Genomic DNA, 17,177 nt, shown 5'->3' on the forward strand with positions numbered 1-17,177 from the left:
AGTTTAAGGCGCGCTTTTTTATGGATAGATCCAATATATTGAGTTTTCTTTAAATACTCAATTGTTTCAATTTTGCGACTAAAACGTCAGTTTTTCACATTAAAGTCATAAATAAAACAATTTAAAGCTTGGAAGTTTGTGGCGCTTTTGCTTAAATATCGCCCAATTAAAATAAAACTCAATTTAACAATAGACAATAATTATGCAAAGCAATCTTTTTGCTGCATTAGAAAAATTAGGCTTGAGCCCGCAAAAACGTGCCGTGCATATTCAATTTTCTAATCCAGCTTTAACCAGCCAAGTTTTTTTACAGCGCATTGACGGCGCCCACACTTTAAATGAAGGCCTGAGCGCAGAGCTGATTTGTCTGTCCGCAGATGCCTGCATTCCATTAAAAAACTTTATTGGCGCACAAGCTGCAGTAGATCAGGTCACAGATCAAGGCCAGCTAGTACGCAGCAGCGGCATTATTACCGAAGCAGTGCAAGGGCAAAGTGACGGTTCATTGACCGTATATAAACTGCGATTGCAGGATGCGGCCTCACTTTGGCATCAGCGCCGTAACAGCCGCGTCTTTATGAATAAGACAGTGCCAGACGTTGTGCAGCTGCTGTTTAAAGAATGGCAGCAAAAAAGTCCGCTGTTTGCGGCAGCCTTAAGTCTGGATATTTCAGGCATCCAGCGCAGCTATGATGTGCGTCCGTTTATAATGCAGTCGAACGAAAGCGATTATGAATTTTTAACCCGCCTGTTGCGCAGTGAAGGCATCAATTGGCTGATTGATGAAGCGCAAAATACAGTCATGCATGTATCGGAGAGTATTCAGCCGCAAAAACTGCGTTTGATTGATGACAGCAGCCAGTTCAGCGCGCTTAGCCGCTGTGCGATCCGTTTTCACCGCAGCAGCGCCACAGAAAAACAGGACAGCATTACCAGTTTTATTGCGCAGCGCAGCCTGCAGCCGACAGCTGTGCATGTACAACGCTGGCAGTCTGACAGCCTGAGCCAAGAGGAAGGCGCAGGTTCTGTGCAGGCGAAACATCTGCATAGCCAAAACCAAAGCAATGCCAGTTTAGCTTTAGAGCAAGCATGGCACAGCAGTCCAGCATGGATGCAGGATTTAAATGGAGAGGATGGCGCGACAGCTTCGGGAAGTTCACAGATAGAACGGCTGAATGAGCAGCTGACACAATATCATGCGCTGCAGTCGAAGCAGTTCATTGCGCAAAGTACAGTGCGTGATACCCATGTCGGTTATTGGTTTGAGCTGAAAGAACATCCTGAAATAGATTTGCACAGCGGCGCCGACAAAGAATTTTTGATTATCGGCAAAACCTTCTATAACCAGAACAATCTGCCGAAAGATTTAAATGCGCAGGTGAATCAGCTGATTCAGCAAAGTCAGTGGCCGATGAAAGCGCTAAATGATGACGATGAGCGTCAAGCCAACCGTCTGACCTTGCAGCGCCGCAATATCAATATTGTGCCTGAATATCAGCCGCTGCAGCACCGTCCAAATACATATGCACAGCGTGCAAAAGTGGTGGGCCCAGCAGGTGAGGAAATTCATGTCGATGAGTGGGGACGCATTAAAGTCCGCTTCCTGTTTACCCGCAGCGATGACCACAGCCATGATGGTGGCGCAGGCAGCAATGATACCGATACAGACTCGGCTTGGGTGGATGTACTGACGCCTTGGGCGGGCGAAGGATATGGCGCACGCTTCTTACCGCGCATAGATGAAATTGTTGTAGTCGATTTCTTTGACGGCAATATCGACCGGCCATTTGTGGTGGGACGAATCCACGAAGGGGAGCGCAGTCCCGCTAAATTTGACAATAAAGGACAATTGCCAGATACCAAAAAAATCGCGGGAATTCGTTCCAAAGAAGTGGCGGGCGAGGGATTTGGTCAATTACACTTTGATGACACCACAGGCCAAATATCAACACAGCTGCAAAGCAGTCATGGCGCAGCGCAGCTGAATTTAGGCAAGCTCAGTCATCCTAAAGATAAAGAAAGCAGTGCAGATCGAGGTGAGGGTTTTGAGCTGCGGACAGATCAATGGGGCGCAGTTCGAGCGGGGCAGGGTTTATTACTTAGTACGCATTCACAAGGGCAAGCCTCAGGCATGCACTTGGATGCTCAAGAAGCAAAACAGCAATTGGAAGGAAGTTTAAACAGTAGTAAAGCGCTCAGTGAGGTGGCTAAGAATCAGCAAACTGATCCATTAGAAGTGTTGGATAATATTAAGGGTTTTATTGATAGTTTAAGTAAAACCGATCCGAAACAGGCTGATGCCTTTAAAACAGCTGTAATGGTCTTAGCTTCACCCAACTCTATCGCTTTGAGTACAAATGAAGATATTCATATTTCTGCAGATGGGCAGATCAGCCAAAGTGCGAGCGACAGCATTAACCTAAGTACGCAAAAGAGTTTAATTGCACATGTAAGTAAGAAGATTAGCTTATTTGCAGCGCAAGAAGGTCTACGCGCTTTTGCAGGTAAAGGAAAGGTTGAGATTCAGGCTCAGGGCGATGGTGCAGATATAATTGCACGCAAAGGTATTCAAATTATTTCAACAGAAGATACGATTTATATTACCAGCCCGAAAGAGATTAATTTAACTGCAGGCGGTTCGCAGATCTCAATTAATGGATCGGGTGTTTTTCCGACTACGAGTGGAAAGTTTGAGGCGAAGGCGGGGCAGCATCAGTTTGTGGGACCCGAGCTAAGCAATAATATAAAATTAAGTTTACCGAGTCTTATGTGTGAATATAAAGCATTAGATGCATCAGACAGTGGAAGTGCAGAAATTGAACTCAATTAATACAATAAGTAAAATTACTTTGGATTTAAATTATTTTAATAAAATTAATTATGCAATTTTGGAAGCAGGTTTTTGGCCAGAACTATACAAACTTTTTGATGAATTTAAATTGGTGTATCATTTTATAGGTTTAAATGTATTTAAAAACAAGAATATTTGTCCTTTGTTAATTGATTTGAATAAGATTGATTTGGCTAAGAAAAAAATAATTTGGGATGAGATTTCATTTATTACTACCAATTCATATGAATCAAATTTTGATAAAATTTATTTATTTCAAAATTTGATCGAAACAAAATTAAATTTTGATGATTTTTCTTTATTTCTTAACTCTATTATATCATTTAATAAGAAAAAAATTTTTAGAGTTTATGATCCAAGAGTTGCTATGCACTTGGCAATAATTTATCCAAAATTTATTAGTCTTTCAGATTTTATTGATAGTTGGGATTTATCTGTAAATGGTGATTGGTATAAATTAGATCTTTCAAAAGAAATAAATTCGAAAATCACCATTAATGATATTGAATTAATAAATAGAAAAATTAGATATGAGATTAATAAGTACAAAGTAGAAAATTCTATCCAAGAAATAAATCTTATAATTAAGAAAGTATATGGTGAATTCAATGTCTAAATTACCAGATAACACAAATTGTAAAACATGTAACAAGAAAGGTTTACCTATATATTTAACTAGAATTGGATATAATTCATCAATAAATAGGAAGTTAATTATAGCGAAGCCTGCTAATTATCCTGATCTATCTAATCAGGGTTCATATGAATTAAAAAGTCTAAGAAATTTAGGATATATATATGTTTATGATGAATTAAAACCTAAGGAATTAACCTGTTATAGCAGACATGGTGAAACAAACACATTAAAAGTTAGCCAGTTATCATCGACTAATAATACAATTTGCAAAATTTGCTCTACTGATGGTAATCGAGTGCTAAATGGTATGTTGATTACGTTGCCTCAAGCTAATTCTAAACGAAATGTTTGGATATGTTTTAGTGCACATAAGTGGACAAAAAAAATAATCGATAATCATATAAAAGATCCAAAGTTTCGTAGTCATATGACTATGCTATCAATTGGCTCTGCTACAGGTTTGGAATATGTTCCAATTAACAAAATAATGGAAATACAAGATGAGGTAATAAGTAGATTTAAAAAGAATTTATTAAATACAGCAGAGAGCCTAAATAAAGGCAAAGGATTATTGGTTGGATTACATGATCCAATCATGCTAATGGCAGAAATTGAGACTGCTGTTGAGAAAAAATATGTAACTGCTAATTCTATTAAAGGATATGAAAAGCAAACATATACCCATCAGACTTTAGTAGCTTTAGAAGAAGGTGTAAGAGAAGGGCTTGTATTAAATTACAAGTTTGGTGAGGTTAGAGATAAAGAGACTCAAAGATCTCGCGCTGCAGATTTAGTTCTAAAATCTGGTGATGTATGGAAAAAAAGTGACTATGATTTTGAAATTAGCAAACATCAAGATTTGAGAAAAAAGATAGAAGAAGAATGGAAAAAATATCATAGCAAAATTAATCATTCAGAAAGAAAGGAATGGCTAAAAAAATTTACTGATGAAAAAAAGAAACTACATGATAATAATGTTTTTCCATTGTCAAAAATTTATGAAAAATGGTTGGATTGTAATAGAGTAGTGGCATATTTTTCTAATCAGTTTGATTCATCTGATATGAATAGTGGTATAGCTTATGGTAAAGAAATTATTTTGATGTTAGGCAGTATGGGGGTACTTGATAATATTCAAAATAAATTGTTAAAGATGATGAGTTACAATGAATTCTCTTCAAAAAACTATATGCTAAATGTTTTTGTATTGAATCAGGATGTATTAAAGGCAAAGGTTAGAGATTCATTTAAAAAATTAAAACCAGATGTTGAAAATAAGTTTAGAGATATACCTTGGGATGGGCTTTGGGGGAGTTTTTCAGGCGCATTTCAAAATACTGTAGAAGGTCATGTAGATAAACTAGGAAGTGGATTTGCAGTCGTTTTTGGATCCTTATATATCATGTTAGCTCAAGGTATATTAAATGGATTAAATACAGGTTTAGCCGCGATCAGTTATGCTGGACTCTACAGAGTGAAATTTGAACCATTTATTACAAATAACATTAGAACAAGTAAATTGGCTTCAGTGCTAAGAAAAGAGATGATTTTAGCAGCAGCAAGAGAGAATCCTACATTAGCGCAGAGTATTAAAACAGATCCAAGAAATTTAAAATTCATGATTGATCAGCATATTTGGGATTTGGCAACAAAAACAAATTTGAAAAAACATGTAGTGAAAAGAAACCTGGTAATTGTAAAAGGAGTTTTTAAGAATGTTGATAGTTTTGAGCAAGCTTTAAAAGCGGTGACAGTAGATAACATAGATCTTAAAAATGCTGTTACGAGTGACTTTGATCTGCAATGGCGTGATAGAGTAAAAACGTCAGTTCAAGAAACTTTGAATAGATCTGCACCCCATGTAACTAAAATGTTTTTAGCAGGAAGTTCCTTAATAGTTGGCGCATTCCAAACATGGGTCTTCGTAAAATTATGGGACGATGCATATGGTGATGAAGTGATGGCGCATGATGCTCAGAATAATAGTTTTAGAGCTTATGCTGGTGCTATGGCGGCAATTGCTTCATTTGCTCAATTTGGCGATGCTTTGAAAAAACAAGCTGGATTTATGAAAACGTCACTTAACCTAACCGCTAGACTTTTAGGTGGAGCAGCTTCTTTTGCAGTTGGTATCATGGATTTATTAGACTCTGCGAATTCTCGTGCAGAAGGCAATCGTACATTAATGAATATGCAATTTCTAAATGGAGTTCTAGGAATAGGGTTAGGTGTTGCGCTACTAAGAGGATTAACAATTTTTGGAGTTTATGGATTAATTATTGCAGGTGTGATGATAGGATTATCAATTATGATAGCTAAATATAAAGATAATGCACTTCAAGATTGGGTGGAAAGAAGTGCATTTGGAACCTTGAAAAATGATAGATATAAAACTTTAGATCAGCTGAAATCCCAATTTGACATTTCACTAAAAGCAATCGCTCAATAGGAATATTATGCTCTATCATAAACTCTACGGTGTGACAGTCAAATATCCAAAGACTCAAAATAAAGATCAATCGAAGTCATATTTAATTGAAAACTTACCTAAGGCAGAGCCTATTGATTATGGTTATATTCGTGATCTAAATAACGATTACGTTGAGTTTTATGATAAAAGTTTTTATGGGAGAGGTGGAATCGTAGGGATTGGTTTAATTTGTTCATTTTTTATTTTAATGCCTTTAACTTATGTAGTGCCAGATTTGTTTATTAATTTTCTAGAAGATGGTTTTTTTATGCTGATTGTTTCAGTGTTTATTCTTATTGGGGGGTGGGTATTTATTATATGGTTTTCAGGTTTTAAAAATTTCATTTCATTTCGTCAATTTCCCATTAGATTTAATCGAACTTTAAAAAAAGTATATTTCCCAAAAATTGATGATCAAGAGTTTGTTGTTGATTGGGATGATTTAATTGTGGCTGTAGAAAAAATAAATATAAAGTCAGATATCGAATATCATGAAATTAAATTTAAGTTTAAAGAAAATATTGAGCAACCATTTTATTTTGTTAGGAACGTCAGTGATGAAAAAGATCTATTGAAGTTTTCATCTTGTTGGCAGTTTGTAGTGAATTACATGGAAGGTGAGGAATATAAGAATATTAAGAAAAAAAATTATTATTCAAAAGTTTTTGGTATTTTTAAAAAATCTTGGTATACATTTTTTGATAATGATTATATTTTTAAAGAAAATAATTCTGATTCTAAATATCAATATGTGATTGATGAGGTTGGAAGTTTAAAAAGGAATAAAATTATTGACTATGCCCGATCTTTTTTTCTCTTTTATTATATTATTTCATTGTTGGGAAACTTATTTATTCATTTATTTAATAGAAATTATTTTTTTAAATTAGATGATCGTGGTGCTAATCAGGTTGAAGGTATTAGTTTGAATTCAAATAAATTTGGATTCACTCACTATTTAATTTGTATTTTATGTGCCTACATAGGGTTATTGTGCTTTACTTCTTTTGTTGAGCTTATCGCGCAAACGCGAGGTCGCGGGTTTGACAATTACTTGAAGTTTTGGAATTTCTTTTAAGAATAAAAAAGCCCGAAAGGGCTTTTTTATATCATGGCAATTGCTTAATCGGACTGCCACCCAAAGCTTGCATCAAAGTCACATAAGTATTGTATTGACTCTGCTTGGTTTGCACCAAAGACAAGCGTGCATCACGAGTCGTCTTCTGCGCATCAATCAAGTTTTTCAGGGCGACCGCGCCATTACGGTAACGCACTTCAGTCAAACGTTCAGTCTTTTCTGCAAGCTGCACATTACGCTCTTGAAGCTGGACCTGCTTGTCCAGTTCATTGCGCGCAGACAGCGCATTTTCTACATCAGCAAAGGCTGCATATAAAGTCTGACGGTACTGAATAATCGACTTTTCATATTCCAGTTCATTGACCTTTAAATCACGTTTCATGTCATTCCATTGTAAAAATGGCAAAGACAAACCCGCGCCTAAAATGGCTGCAGGATTAGATAAAACCTCAGTCAATGATGTACTGCTGCCGCCAGTTGTTAAACTGCCAGTTAAGCTGATTGAAGGGTAATAACTGGCTTTATTGGCATCTTTATTAGCTAAGGCTTTACGCAAACGTAATTCTGACGCTTTTAAGTCTGGACGGCGCGACAGCAGATCCGCAGGCAGGCCCGCCGCAATATTTGGCAGGGCAGTACGCGGTAAACGCGCAGGTTCTGCAATGTTTAGCTGCTGCACAGGACGCTGCAGTAAAATGGCCAATGCAGTACGCGTCTCGACCTTCTGCTGCTCAATTTGACTTAAAGTCGCTTTTTGGCTTTGTACTGATTGTTCGGCGGAGGTTAAATCTAAACCTGACACAGCGCCAGCTTTATATTGAACCTTGACCAAATCATAAGTCTTTTGTGTGCTGGCTAAATTTTGCTGTGCTACCGCAAAGCGTTCATTTAAATAGCCCAATTGCCAATACAGATTGGCAGTCGTGGCAATCAAACTTTGCGCAGTTGCCTGCAAGTCTTGTTCAGTGGCCAATGCTTCCCAGCGCGAAGCTTCAGTTTGATTTGCCAGCTTGCCAAACAAATCCAGCTCATAGCTGAGGCCAGGGTAGTTCAGTGAAATGCCGTTTGAGGAGTCGCCATCGCCATCTAAACTAAAGCGATGTCCAACAGATGCGCCTGCTGTGCCAATGCGGATGCTTTGCTGGCTTTGGCTCTGTTTCGCCTGTATGCGCGCTTGCTGCAAATTGATCCCTGCAACAGCCAAATCCGTGTTGGCATTTAAGACTTGATTCACTAGCTGATTCAGCTGGGCATCATTAAATAGCATCCACCATTGATCTGCAGAAGCATCGGCATGTATCTGCTGACTCATGGCTTTGCTATTTTGAAAGCTGGCAGGCATATTTACCGCGGGCTGTTCGTATGGCGATTTCACCATCGCTGCGCAGCCCGTCAGACTCCCGCCGAGAATCAGGGCGCCTGCAAGCTGGGTTAAATTCATTTGCATAAAATGTTCCTTATTCTCTGGACAGGGCATCAACAGGATTTAAGCGGGCAGCATTACGTGCTGGAATGAAACCAAACACAATACCGATCAGGCTTGAACAAATGAATGCAGCCACGATGGAAGTGGTGGAGTAGGCCATTTGGAATGTGCCGCCAGCAAAATGACTTATGAGTTGTCCAATACCCAAGGACAGCAGAACGCCTAAAATACCGCCCAAGATGCACACCAGCACAGCTTCAATCAGGAACTGCTGCAAGATGTCGCTTTGACGCGCGCCAACTGCCATGCGCACACCAATCTCTTGGGTACGTTCAGTCACAGACACCAGCATAATATTCATCACGCCGATACCGCCAACCACAAGGGAAATCACGGCAATGGCGGATACCAGTAAAGTCATGGTCTGTGTGGTTTGCTGAATGGTTTCACGGATGCTGTCTGAGTTTTGGGTAAAGACATCCTGTGCGCCATGACGCTGCACCAGCAGATTTAAAATGGCATTTTCCGCAGCAGCGCTTGGATATTCATCTTTCACCCGCACAATGATGCTGCGCACATTGGACTGGCCCAGCATGCGGCTCATGACCGTGGAATAGGGCAGATACACATTCAGGCTGTCTGAATTGCCCATCATGCTTTTTTGTTCTTCAATGACGCCAATAATTCGGCTAGGCACGCTGCCCAATAAAATCACTTGACCGACTGGATTTGTACCGTCAGCAAAGAAGGTTTTTTGCGTGTTGCTGTCAATGACAACGTCCTGAGTCTGTTCGGTCACGCTTTCTTTATCAAAAGGCTGGCCAGAAGCGAAATTCATGCCGCGGACATAAAAGAAGTCTTCACTTACGCCATTTACCGTGGCAGAGGCTTCTGTATCTTTAAATCGGGCTGTTACAGAAGTATTGACCGAAGGACTGACACCATCGACATAGGGCTGCTCAGAAAGAGCCGTAGCATCCGCAGGAATCAGGGTTTTGACTTGAGAAGAGCGCGAGTTGTCGCCAAAACCGCGGCCTTGATATACCGTAATGGTATTGGTGCCGAGGCTGCTGATATTTTCTAAAATCTGCTTTTGAGATCCGTTGCCGAGCGCGACGACAGATACCACGGATGCAATGCCGATGATAATGCCCAGCATGGTCAGGAAGGTGCGCATGCGGTGGGCATTCATGGCCAGCAGCGCCATACGGAAGGCTTCACCTAAACGGTCAAACACCGAACGCCATGCAGAAGTGCGCTTTTTTATCGCAGGCTGCAGCTGCTGTTTTTCCAGCGGCGCTTCATCTGTTTCAGGCACATTCGGCAAATCTGAAATAATGTTGCCGTCACTGATTTCAATAATTCGTGAAGCATTCTTTGCCACATTATGATCATGCGTGACCAAAATAATGGTATGGCCCTTGGCATTCAGCTCACGCAAAATACGCATTACTTCAATGCCGCTGTTTTTGTCCAAGGCGCCTGTGGGTTCATCGGCTAAAATCACATCGCCGCCGTTCATCAGTGCGCGTGCAATAGATACGCGCTGCTGCTGGCCGCCAGACAGCTGGCTTGGGCGGTTTTGAGTTTTTTCAGCGAGGCCTAAATCTGCCAGCAGCTGCTTGGCGCGCTGCTGGCGTTCTTCTGTATCTACACCTGCATAAATAGCGGGGACTTCGACGTTGCCTGCAGCGTTTAAATCGCCTAGCAAATGATAGCGCTGGAAAATAAAACCGAAGTATTCACGGCGCAGCTGCGCCAATTCATCGGCTTCGAGTTCGCGGGTTTCGCGCCCCTTGACCTTGTAGCTGCCCTCAGTGGGCTGATCAAGGCAGCCTAAAATATTCATCAGCGTAGATTTACCCGAACCGGACTGGCCGACAATCGCCACCAGCTCACCTGGATAAATCTTTAAATCGATGCCTTTTAAAATCTGAACCGTGCTTTCGCCAGCAGGGAATTCGCGGGTCAGATTTTGAACCTCGAGCAGAGGTGCTGTTTGCTGACTCATGATTACATTCTCATTGGGCCGCCAGCGCGGTTGCTGCGTTTAGCTCCATCATTTGATGTATCTGAACCATCGGCAATCACCACTTGATCACCTTGTTTCAGGCCGCGGATGACTTGCGCCGTGACGCGGTTATTTAAACCGACTAAAACAGGCTGCGGTTTTGCAGTACCGTCTGCCTGCACCACACGCACCATAGCGACAGAAGCTTTGCCTTGCTGTACCAGCGCTTTTTCATTGTTACTTAGCTCCAGACGTTTAGGGCGGTTTTCTTTAGCCTCTGTTTTCGCAGATGTTTCTGCGCTGTCTGCATTTGTGCGCGCTTTACGCGGACGGTTTGACGCTTGAATAGCGGCGGCAGGCACAGTCAGCACATTACGCGCTTCATCTAAAATAATATAAACCTGCGCTGTCATATCAATACGCAGTTTGCCGTCTTCATTGGGCACATCAAATAAAGCATTGTAGTAAACGGCTGTGCTGGACGATGAGGTTGAGCTGTTGCTGCTTTCATTGTTAATTGAAGATGGTGCAGGCTCGACTTGGCGCAGGGTTGCATAGTGTTTGGTTTCACTGTCGCCAAGCGTTGTGAAATACACACGCTGACCTTTTTCGACTTTCATGACATCCGCCTCAGAAATTTCAGCCTTAATGGTCATGGTGTCCAGTTTCGCCAGTTTGACAATGGTTGGCGCACTTTGGTTGGCGTTCACGGTCTGACCTTCTTCCGTCACAATCGCCACGATCGTGCCGTCCATAGGCGCAACAATGCGCGTATAGCCCAAATCTTCTTTGGTTGTGGCTAAGGTTAAACGTGACTGTTCAATTTGCGCATTGATGGCTTGAATATCTGCCTGAGCGGTTTTATAGCTTGCCTGTGCAGATTCTAATTCAGCACGTGAAGTTGCATCTTGCGCATACATCGCTTGCTGACGTTTAAATTCGGCTTCTACTTTTGCTAGATTTGCATATTTAACCGTCAATTGGGCTTCTTGGTTTTTAATGCTGGCTTCAGCTGTTTTTAGGTCATTTTCCTGACGGACAGAATCAATTTGGGCAATCAAATCGCCTTGTTTGACTTGATCACCGAGCTGAACATACATTTTTTTGACTTGACCTGAAACCTGTGCGCCAACGCTGACCATTTTGGTGGCTTCAAGCACGCCTGTTGCCAAAACGGAGTTTTCTAAATCACCGCGGCTGACTTCTGCCGTAATGTACTGCGGGAGTTCTTGTTTTGGCTTTAAAAAATACCAAGCTGTGACAGCAAGGGCGAGTGCACAGATGACAACGACAATTAATTTCGCTGGTTTTATTTTTGGCATAGTCAGTCATTCAAATCAAAGATTCATAAAATTATAGAGGGAAATTTAGGATAAATCGTGAATTTTCTAACTATTTAATAATGATAATTATTCTTTTTTAAGGGTGTGTCAATATGCGGCTATGCAATATAAGCCAAAGCCGAAAGCACATTTCATACCGTGCCAGGCAGATCTGATCTTAAATTAGAAAATATGATGCCTGCTTGATTTCTTTTTATTTATATAACTGATTTATATTGAAAATAACTAATTTTGAGGTTTTAGTTAATTTATTCAATAAGCATGCGGTTTTCCTCTAGATTTGTACGAAAAAAATAGCTAAGATCGAAAGCCATAATAACTTTATGGATTTAATAAAAAAGTGAATGTGCCATGAGGGCACAGCATAATTGAAGCTGGGAATAGGACAGGGGATTCTAAATGGAATGGAATGAAGACTACAATATTGGTATTGATGTCATTGATAATCAGCATCGCCAAATTTTAGATTATATTAATGCGCTGGAAAAAATTCGCGTGAGCGGTGAGCGCGATAAAATTAAAGAAGTGCTGGATGATCTGATTGATTATACGCAATCACACTTTAGCTTCGAAGAGAACTTATTAGAACAAGTGCATTATCAATATCTGCCGTCACACCGCGGGATTCATGAGCATTTTGTTAAACGTCTCAATGAATATCGGGTTAAATTTGAACAAGGCGTTTCTGTGGAGCAGGATTTGTACCGCTTATTGTCTAAATGGCTCATTAATCATATTCAGCATGATGACCAAGACTATGTGGACTCTGTCCGTGACAATATGCTGCATTATTTGCGTGCGCAGGAGCAAAAAAAAGGTAAAAGCTGGTTTGCCCGTTTCTTTAGTTAAGCTTATGCAGGCGGAAATAAACGTTTACCGCACATTTGTGCAATGGCCTGCATAATCAAATGCTCTGCATTTTCATGCCCTAAACCTTTAATAGACGCATCGATCCGCAGCAGCAGTGCAGGCCAGCTCAAGAAGGCATTTGGGTTCAGCCGTCTTAAAGCTTGCTGATAAAGGCTGATTTTAGTTTTCCAGATACCCAGCTGCAATGCATTTTGCGGCTGTTCAAACAGCGCCATCAATAAGCGCATGTCTTTGCTGACGCTCCATAAAATAAGAGAAGCGGGTTCACCTGAAGCAAGCAGATATTGAAAAATTTTGATCGACTGCGCCAAGTTGCCTTGCAGCATTGCATCATTTAAATCGTAAGCGGTATAGCGCGATTGATCCTGCAGGCACGAGTACAGATGATCAATTTGAATGACATCTACTTCTGAAAAGGTATCGCTGACGCGCATTAAACTATTTTTCGCTGCCAGCAGGTTGTGCTCATGGTGCTGTTCTAACCATTTCCATGCATCATTAGCCAGCTGTATCCCCAGTTTCTGCGCTTCTGCCATCAAAATTTGCTGACGGTCTTTGGCATAGCTTGCGGTCAGTGCAACACTTACGCCGTTTGCATCCATCACTTGGAAGAATGCTGTTTTTAAACTGCCGGCATCTTGTTTTGGCATAACAATCAGCAGCAAGTTCTGTTCATTATGCTGCAAATAGCTTTTCAGCTCTTTGAGGCCATTGGCATCAGGTTTGATGTTGCCGTGCACTTCAATCGCCAGCTGGCTGGAAAATAGCGATAAGCTGTTTAAAGCATTAAATACAGTTTTCCAGTCACTGGCTGAACTGATGTCATAACGCTGACGTTCAATTTCCTGTTTTTGCCAGCTTGCGCGAAATGCATCAACCAGATTTTGTTCCAATAATGGTTCTTGACCATGCAAGACCCATGCGCCGCGGGCTTCATCTACGCGTTTAAGGGCTTGCAGGTAATCGAGCTTCATAAGTTGATATTATTCCGCAGCAGGGACTGGCGCTGTTAATGCCACAGGCGCTTGCGTTTTTTGTACGGCAGGCGGTAAGCGGTTTGAAGAGATTTGGCGGGCAATCTGCTGTGCAATGTCATCTACAATGACATTGTTTAAATATTTTTGCTCTTGGTCATCGGTGTTTACTGTTGCAACATCATATTGATAACTGCGTGTTGCCATAAGTGTGCGCGGTTCAGTTACGGGGTTGCCTTGCGCATCTTCAATACGGAAAGTCACATTGAGGCGCAGCAATGTCTCTACCAGTTTGCCATTCAGCTCTAAACGGCGCGGTGTGTAATCCAATACGCGCAGCACATAACTATTTGCATCATTACTGATGGTCACACCAGCGGCGCCAAGGTAGATTTTTAGTTTTTCTTCTAAGTTTTCAGTATTTTGAGGCAGGACTAAACTCATATTGGCATAAGTTACCGGTGCAACATTCGGATTGGTGCCTTTTAAATAAAAGCCGCAGCCAGTGAGACCAGCACTTAGACCCAAAGTTAATACAATTGCAGCAACACGTTGAACCAAATGCATACGGTGTCCTCTGACGTTATCAAACGCGATTTATATAAATTCTGTAGGATTGTAAAGTCAAAGCTCGCTGGCTGGCAACGGGCTTTGTTTGGGAATTGTTTATTCCTCAAATTTCCCTCTCCTGTTAGGAGATGAGAAACACTGTTTCGCAAGGGGAGAGGTGAGTGTTATTAATTACCCTCATCCCCTTGCGGAATATATTCCTCATCCCTGAGGGAGAAGGGGCTTTAAGGATTAAACCACCAAATTCACTAACTTATTCGGTACTACAATTTCTTTCTTGGTTGGGCCAGTCAGGAACTGCTGTACTTCAGGCAAAGCTTTCGCTTGAGCCAAAATGTCATCTTTAGATGCATCAACAGCAACTTCTAATTTGCCGCGAAGCTTACCGTTTACCTGAACCACAATCGTTTGTGTATTGCGTGCCAACGCAGACTCGTCAACTGCAGGGAATAAAACAGTTGTTAAATCAACACCAAATTCGGCCAGTAAAGTTTGGCTTAAGTGCGGTGCAAATGGTGCAAGTAAAGTTAACAGCGTGATGATTGATTCACGGGCAACCGCAATATCATTATCATCTTTTGCTTCAAACTTGTTATTTGCATTCAGCAATTCCATCATCGCAGCAATTGCGGTGTTGAATGCATGACGGCGCTCAATGTCATCACCCACTTTCTGGATGGTTTCATGCGTTTTGCGGCGTAAGTCTTGTGCATCTTTAGACAGGTTTGCTGTATCAATTGCAGCTGCGGCATTGCCTTTTTCAAGGAAGCCAGCAGTTAAACGCCATACACGTTTCAAGAAACGGTTCGCGCCTTCAACACCTGCATCTGACCATTCTAGAGATTGATCAGGCGGCGCTGCAAACATCATAAAGACACGTGCAGTATCTGCGCCGTATTGTTCAACAATCGATTGCGGGTCAATACCGTTGTTTTTCGATTTTGACATTTTCTCTTGACCGCCAACAATCACTTCCTGACCGTCGCCTTGGTATTTTGCAGAGAGAATACGGCCTTTTTCATCACGCTCTAGGTCAATATCCGCTGGGTTGAACCATGTTTTCTTACCTGACTCAGATTCACGGTAGTAAGTGTCTGCAAGCACCATGCCTTGAGTTAAAAGGTTGGTGAAAGGTTCATTGCCTTGTACCACACCTTCATCACGCATCAATTTATGGAAGAAACGAGCATAAAGCAGATGCAGAATCGCATGTTCAACACCGCCGATGTATTGATTGACAGGCAGCCAAGTTTGGCCTGCTGCTGGATCTACAATACCGCCTGTAAAGTCTGGAGATGCATAACGCGCATAGTACCAAGACGACTCTACAAAAGTATCTAATGTGTCGGTTTCACGGCGGGCTTCACCGCCGCATGTTGGGCACGCAGTTTGGTAGAATTCAGGCATTTTATTGAGTGGGTTGCCTGAGCCGTCTGGTACAACATCAGTTGGAAGCACCACAGGAAGCTGATCTTCCGGTACTGGCACTTGACCGCACTTGACGCAGTTGATCATTGGGATTGGACAGCCCCAGTAACGCTGACGGGATACGCCCCAGTCGCGTAAGCGGAATTGAACTTTAGTATTTGCCAAAGACTGCGGTTCTAATTTTGCAAGGAAAGCATCATAAGCTGCTTGGAAGCCTAAACCGTCAAATTCACCTGAATTAACCAATTTACCTTCTTTAGAGCCGTACCATTCCTGCCATTCAGTTGCAGAAAAATCTGCATCTTCAGCGCCTTTAGCATCAATCACTTGTTTCAGGTTTAAGCCAAACTTATTCGCAAACTCAAAGTCACGCTCATCATGTGCAGGCACAGCCATCACAGCGCCTGAACCGTAAGACATCAAGACATAGTTCGCAATCCATACAGGCACTTCTTCACCTGTGATTGGATGTTTAACAGATAAACCTGTTGCCATACCTTTCTTTTCAGCAGTAGCAAGGTCAGCTTCAGCCACTGAGCCCATACGGCATTCTTCAATAAATGCAGCCAATTCAGGGTTTGTTTCAGCAGCTTTCAAAGCCATAGGATGCTCTGCTGCAACTGCAACATAAGTCACACCCATTAAAGTATCGGCACGTGTTGTGTAAACAGTTAAGCTATCTGCATAAACTTCAGGATTTGCTGAAGGGAAGGTAATTTCCATCCCTTGTGAACGGCCAATCCAGTTGCGCTGCATGGTCAAAACTTGCTGCGGCCAGCCGTCTTTAAGTGTATCTAAATCGTCTAATAGCTCTTGCGCATAATCGGTGATGCGGAAGTAATACATTGGAATATCACGTTTTTCAACCAATGCGCCTGAACGCCAGCCGCGGCCATTTTCAACCTGTTCATTCGCCAATACCGTTTGATCGACTGGATCCCAGTTCACTGTCGAAAGTTTACGGTAAATCAAGCCTTTCTTATAAAGCTGAACAAATAGCCATTGTTCCCAGCGATAATATTCAGGGGTACAGGTGGCAAACTCACGGTCCCAATCTACGGAAAGCCCAAGTTTTTTTAATTGATCGCGCATGTAAGCGATATTTTCAAATGTCCATTTTGCAGGCGCAACCTGATGGGCAATCGCCGCATTTTCAGCAGGTAAACCGAAAGCATCCCAGCCCATTGGCTGCAGTACAGTTTCACCTTTGAGGCGGTGGAAACGGCTGATGACATCGCCGATTGTGTAATTACGCACATGACCCATATGCAGTCGACCGCTTGGATAAGGGAACATCGAGAGGATATAACGACGTGGACCTTCTACAGTATCGGCAACTTTAAATGATTTATTGGTTTCCCAAGCTTGCTGAACGTTTGGTTCAATCGCGCTCGCTTGATATTCTGGGTCAATGTGAGTAGTCATAAACGTATATATAAAAGACGATAAAAAATTGTGTGTTACAGCATAGCGCAAAATACACCTAAAAGTGAATTTTGCGCGGGGTGTAAAGCATGAA

11 protein-coding genes are annotated in these 17,177 nt (G+C 41.7%); 5 read left to right on the forward strand and 6 right to left on the reverse strand.

Features of this window, described 5'->3' with window-relative positions; genetic code table 11:
• Positions 1-202 precede the first annotated feature (202 nt).
• Genes D7V32_RS03655 through D7V32_RS03670 form a run of 4 tightly spaced genes read left to right on the forward strand, consistent with a single transcriptional unit; the run spans position 203 to position 7,036 of the window.
• Positions 203-2,830 carry a type VI secretion system Vgr family protein gene (locus tag D7V32_RS03655; protein ID WP_171407568.1) on the forward strand — a complete coding sequence of 876 codons (2,628 nt, stop codon included), beginning with the start codon at positions 203-205 and terminating at the stop codon, positions 2,828-2,830.
• A complete protein-coding gene (locus D7V32_RS03660) occupies positions 2,817-3,467 on the forward strand; it encodes a hypothetical protein (protein WP_147394208.1) in 651 nt (216 codons plus the stop codon). The genes D7V32_RS03655 and D7V32_RS03660 overlap by 14 nt, the downstream gene beginning before the upstream one ends.
• On the forward strand, positions 3,460-5,937 hold the full coding sequence (locus tag D7V32_RS03665) for a T6SS effector BTH_I2691 family protein (RefSeq protein ID WP_120401567.1): 2,478 nt from the start codon (positions 3,460-3,462) through the stop codon (positions 5,935-5,937). Before D7V32_RS03660 ends, D7V32_RS03665 begins: the two co-directional genes overlap by 8 nt.
• A 7-nt stretch (positions 5,938-5,944) precedes the next feature.
• Entirely contained in the window at positions 5,945-7,036 is a 1,092-nt protein-coding gene (locus D7V32_RS03670; RefSeq protein WP_120401568.1) for a hypothetical protein, read from the forward strand.
• Between the two features lie 31 nt (positions 7,037-7,067).
• Here the strand turns inward: D7V32_RS03670 and D7V32_RS03675 are convergent, their stop codons facing one another.
• Genes D7V32_RS03675 through D7V32_RS03685 form a run of 3 tightly spaced genes read right to left on the reverse strand, consistent with a single transcriptional unit; the run spans position 7,068 to position 11,795 of the window.
• The gene (locus D7V32_RS03675) at positions 7,068-8,483 is read right to left on the reverse strand and encodes an efflux transporter outer membrane subunit (RefSeq protein ID WP_120401569.1); all 1,416 of its coding nucleotides are present in this window, start codon (positions 8,481-8,483) and stop codon (positions 7,068-7,070) included.
• A gap of 10 nt (positions 8,484-8,493) precedes the next feature.
• Positions 8,494-10,473 carry a MacB family efflux pump subunit gene (locus D7V32_RS03680; protein WP_120401570.1) on the reverse strand — a complete coding sequence of 660 codons (1,980 nt, stop codon included), beginning with the start codon at positions 10,471-10,473 and terminating at the stop codon, positions 8,494-8,496.
• Positions 10,474-10,475: 2 nt separating this feature from the next.
• Complete coding sequence (locus D7V32_RS03685; protein WP_120401571.1) at positions 10,476-11,795, reverse strand: MacA family efflux pump subunit; 1,320 nt, start codon at positions 11,793-11,795, stop codon at positions 10,476-10,478.
• 420 nt (positions 11,796-12,215) lie between these two features.
• On the opposite strand from D7V32_RS03685, the gene D7V32_RS03690 reads away from it, so the two are divergent.
• A complete protein-coding gene (locus D7V32_RS03690; protein ID WP_120401572.1) occupies positions 12,216-12,665 on the forward strand; it encodes a bacteriohemerythrin in 450 nt (149 codons plus the stop codon).
• Between the two features lie 2 nt (positions 12,666-12,667).
• On the opposite strand, the gene holA is transcribed toward D7V32_RS03690, so the two are convergent.
• The 3 genes from holA to leuS form a co-directional block, all read right to left on the reverse strand.
• A complete protein-coding gene (gene holA / locus D7V32_RS03695) occupies positions 12,668-13,660 on the reverse strand; it encodes a DNA polymerase III subunit delta (RefSeq protein WP_120401573.1) in 993 nt (330 codons plus the stop codon).
• 9 nt (positions 13,661-13,669) lie between these two features.
• Positions 13,670-14,227, reverse strand: coding sequence for an LPS-assembly lipoprotein LptE (locus D7V32_RS03700; RefSeq protein WP_120401574.1), 558 nt, complete (start codon positions 14,225-14,227; stop codon positions 13,670-13,672).
• 234 nt (positions 14,228-14,461) lie between these two features.
• Positions 14,462-17,083, reverse strand: coding sequence for a leucine--tRNA ligase (leuS, locus tag D7V32_RS03705; protein ID WP_120401632.1), 2,622 nt, complete (start codon positions 17,081-17,083; stop codon positions 14,462-14,464).
• Between the last annotated feature and the right edge of the window lie 94 nt (positions 17,084-17,177).

It is taken from the genome of Acinetobacter tianfuensis (genome assembly GCF_003611465.1).
In the GTDB taxonomy this organism is placed as follows: domain Bacteria; phylum Pseudomonadota; class Gammaproteobacteria; order Pseudomonadales; family Moraxellaceae; genus Acinetobacter; species Acinetobacter tianfuensis.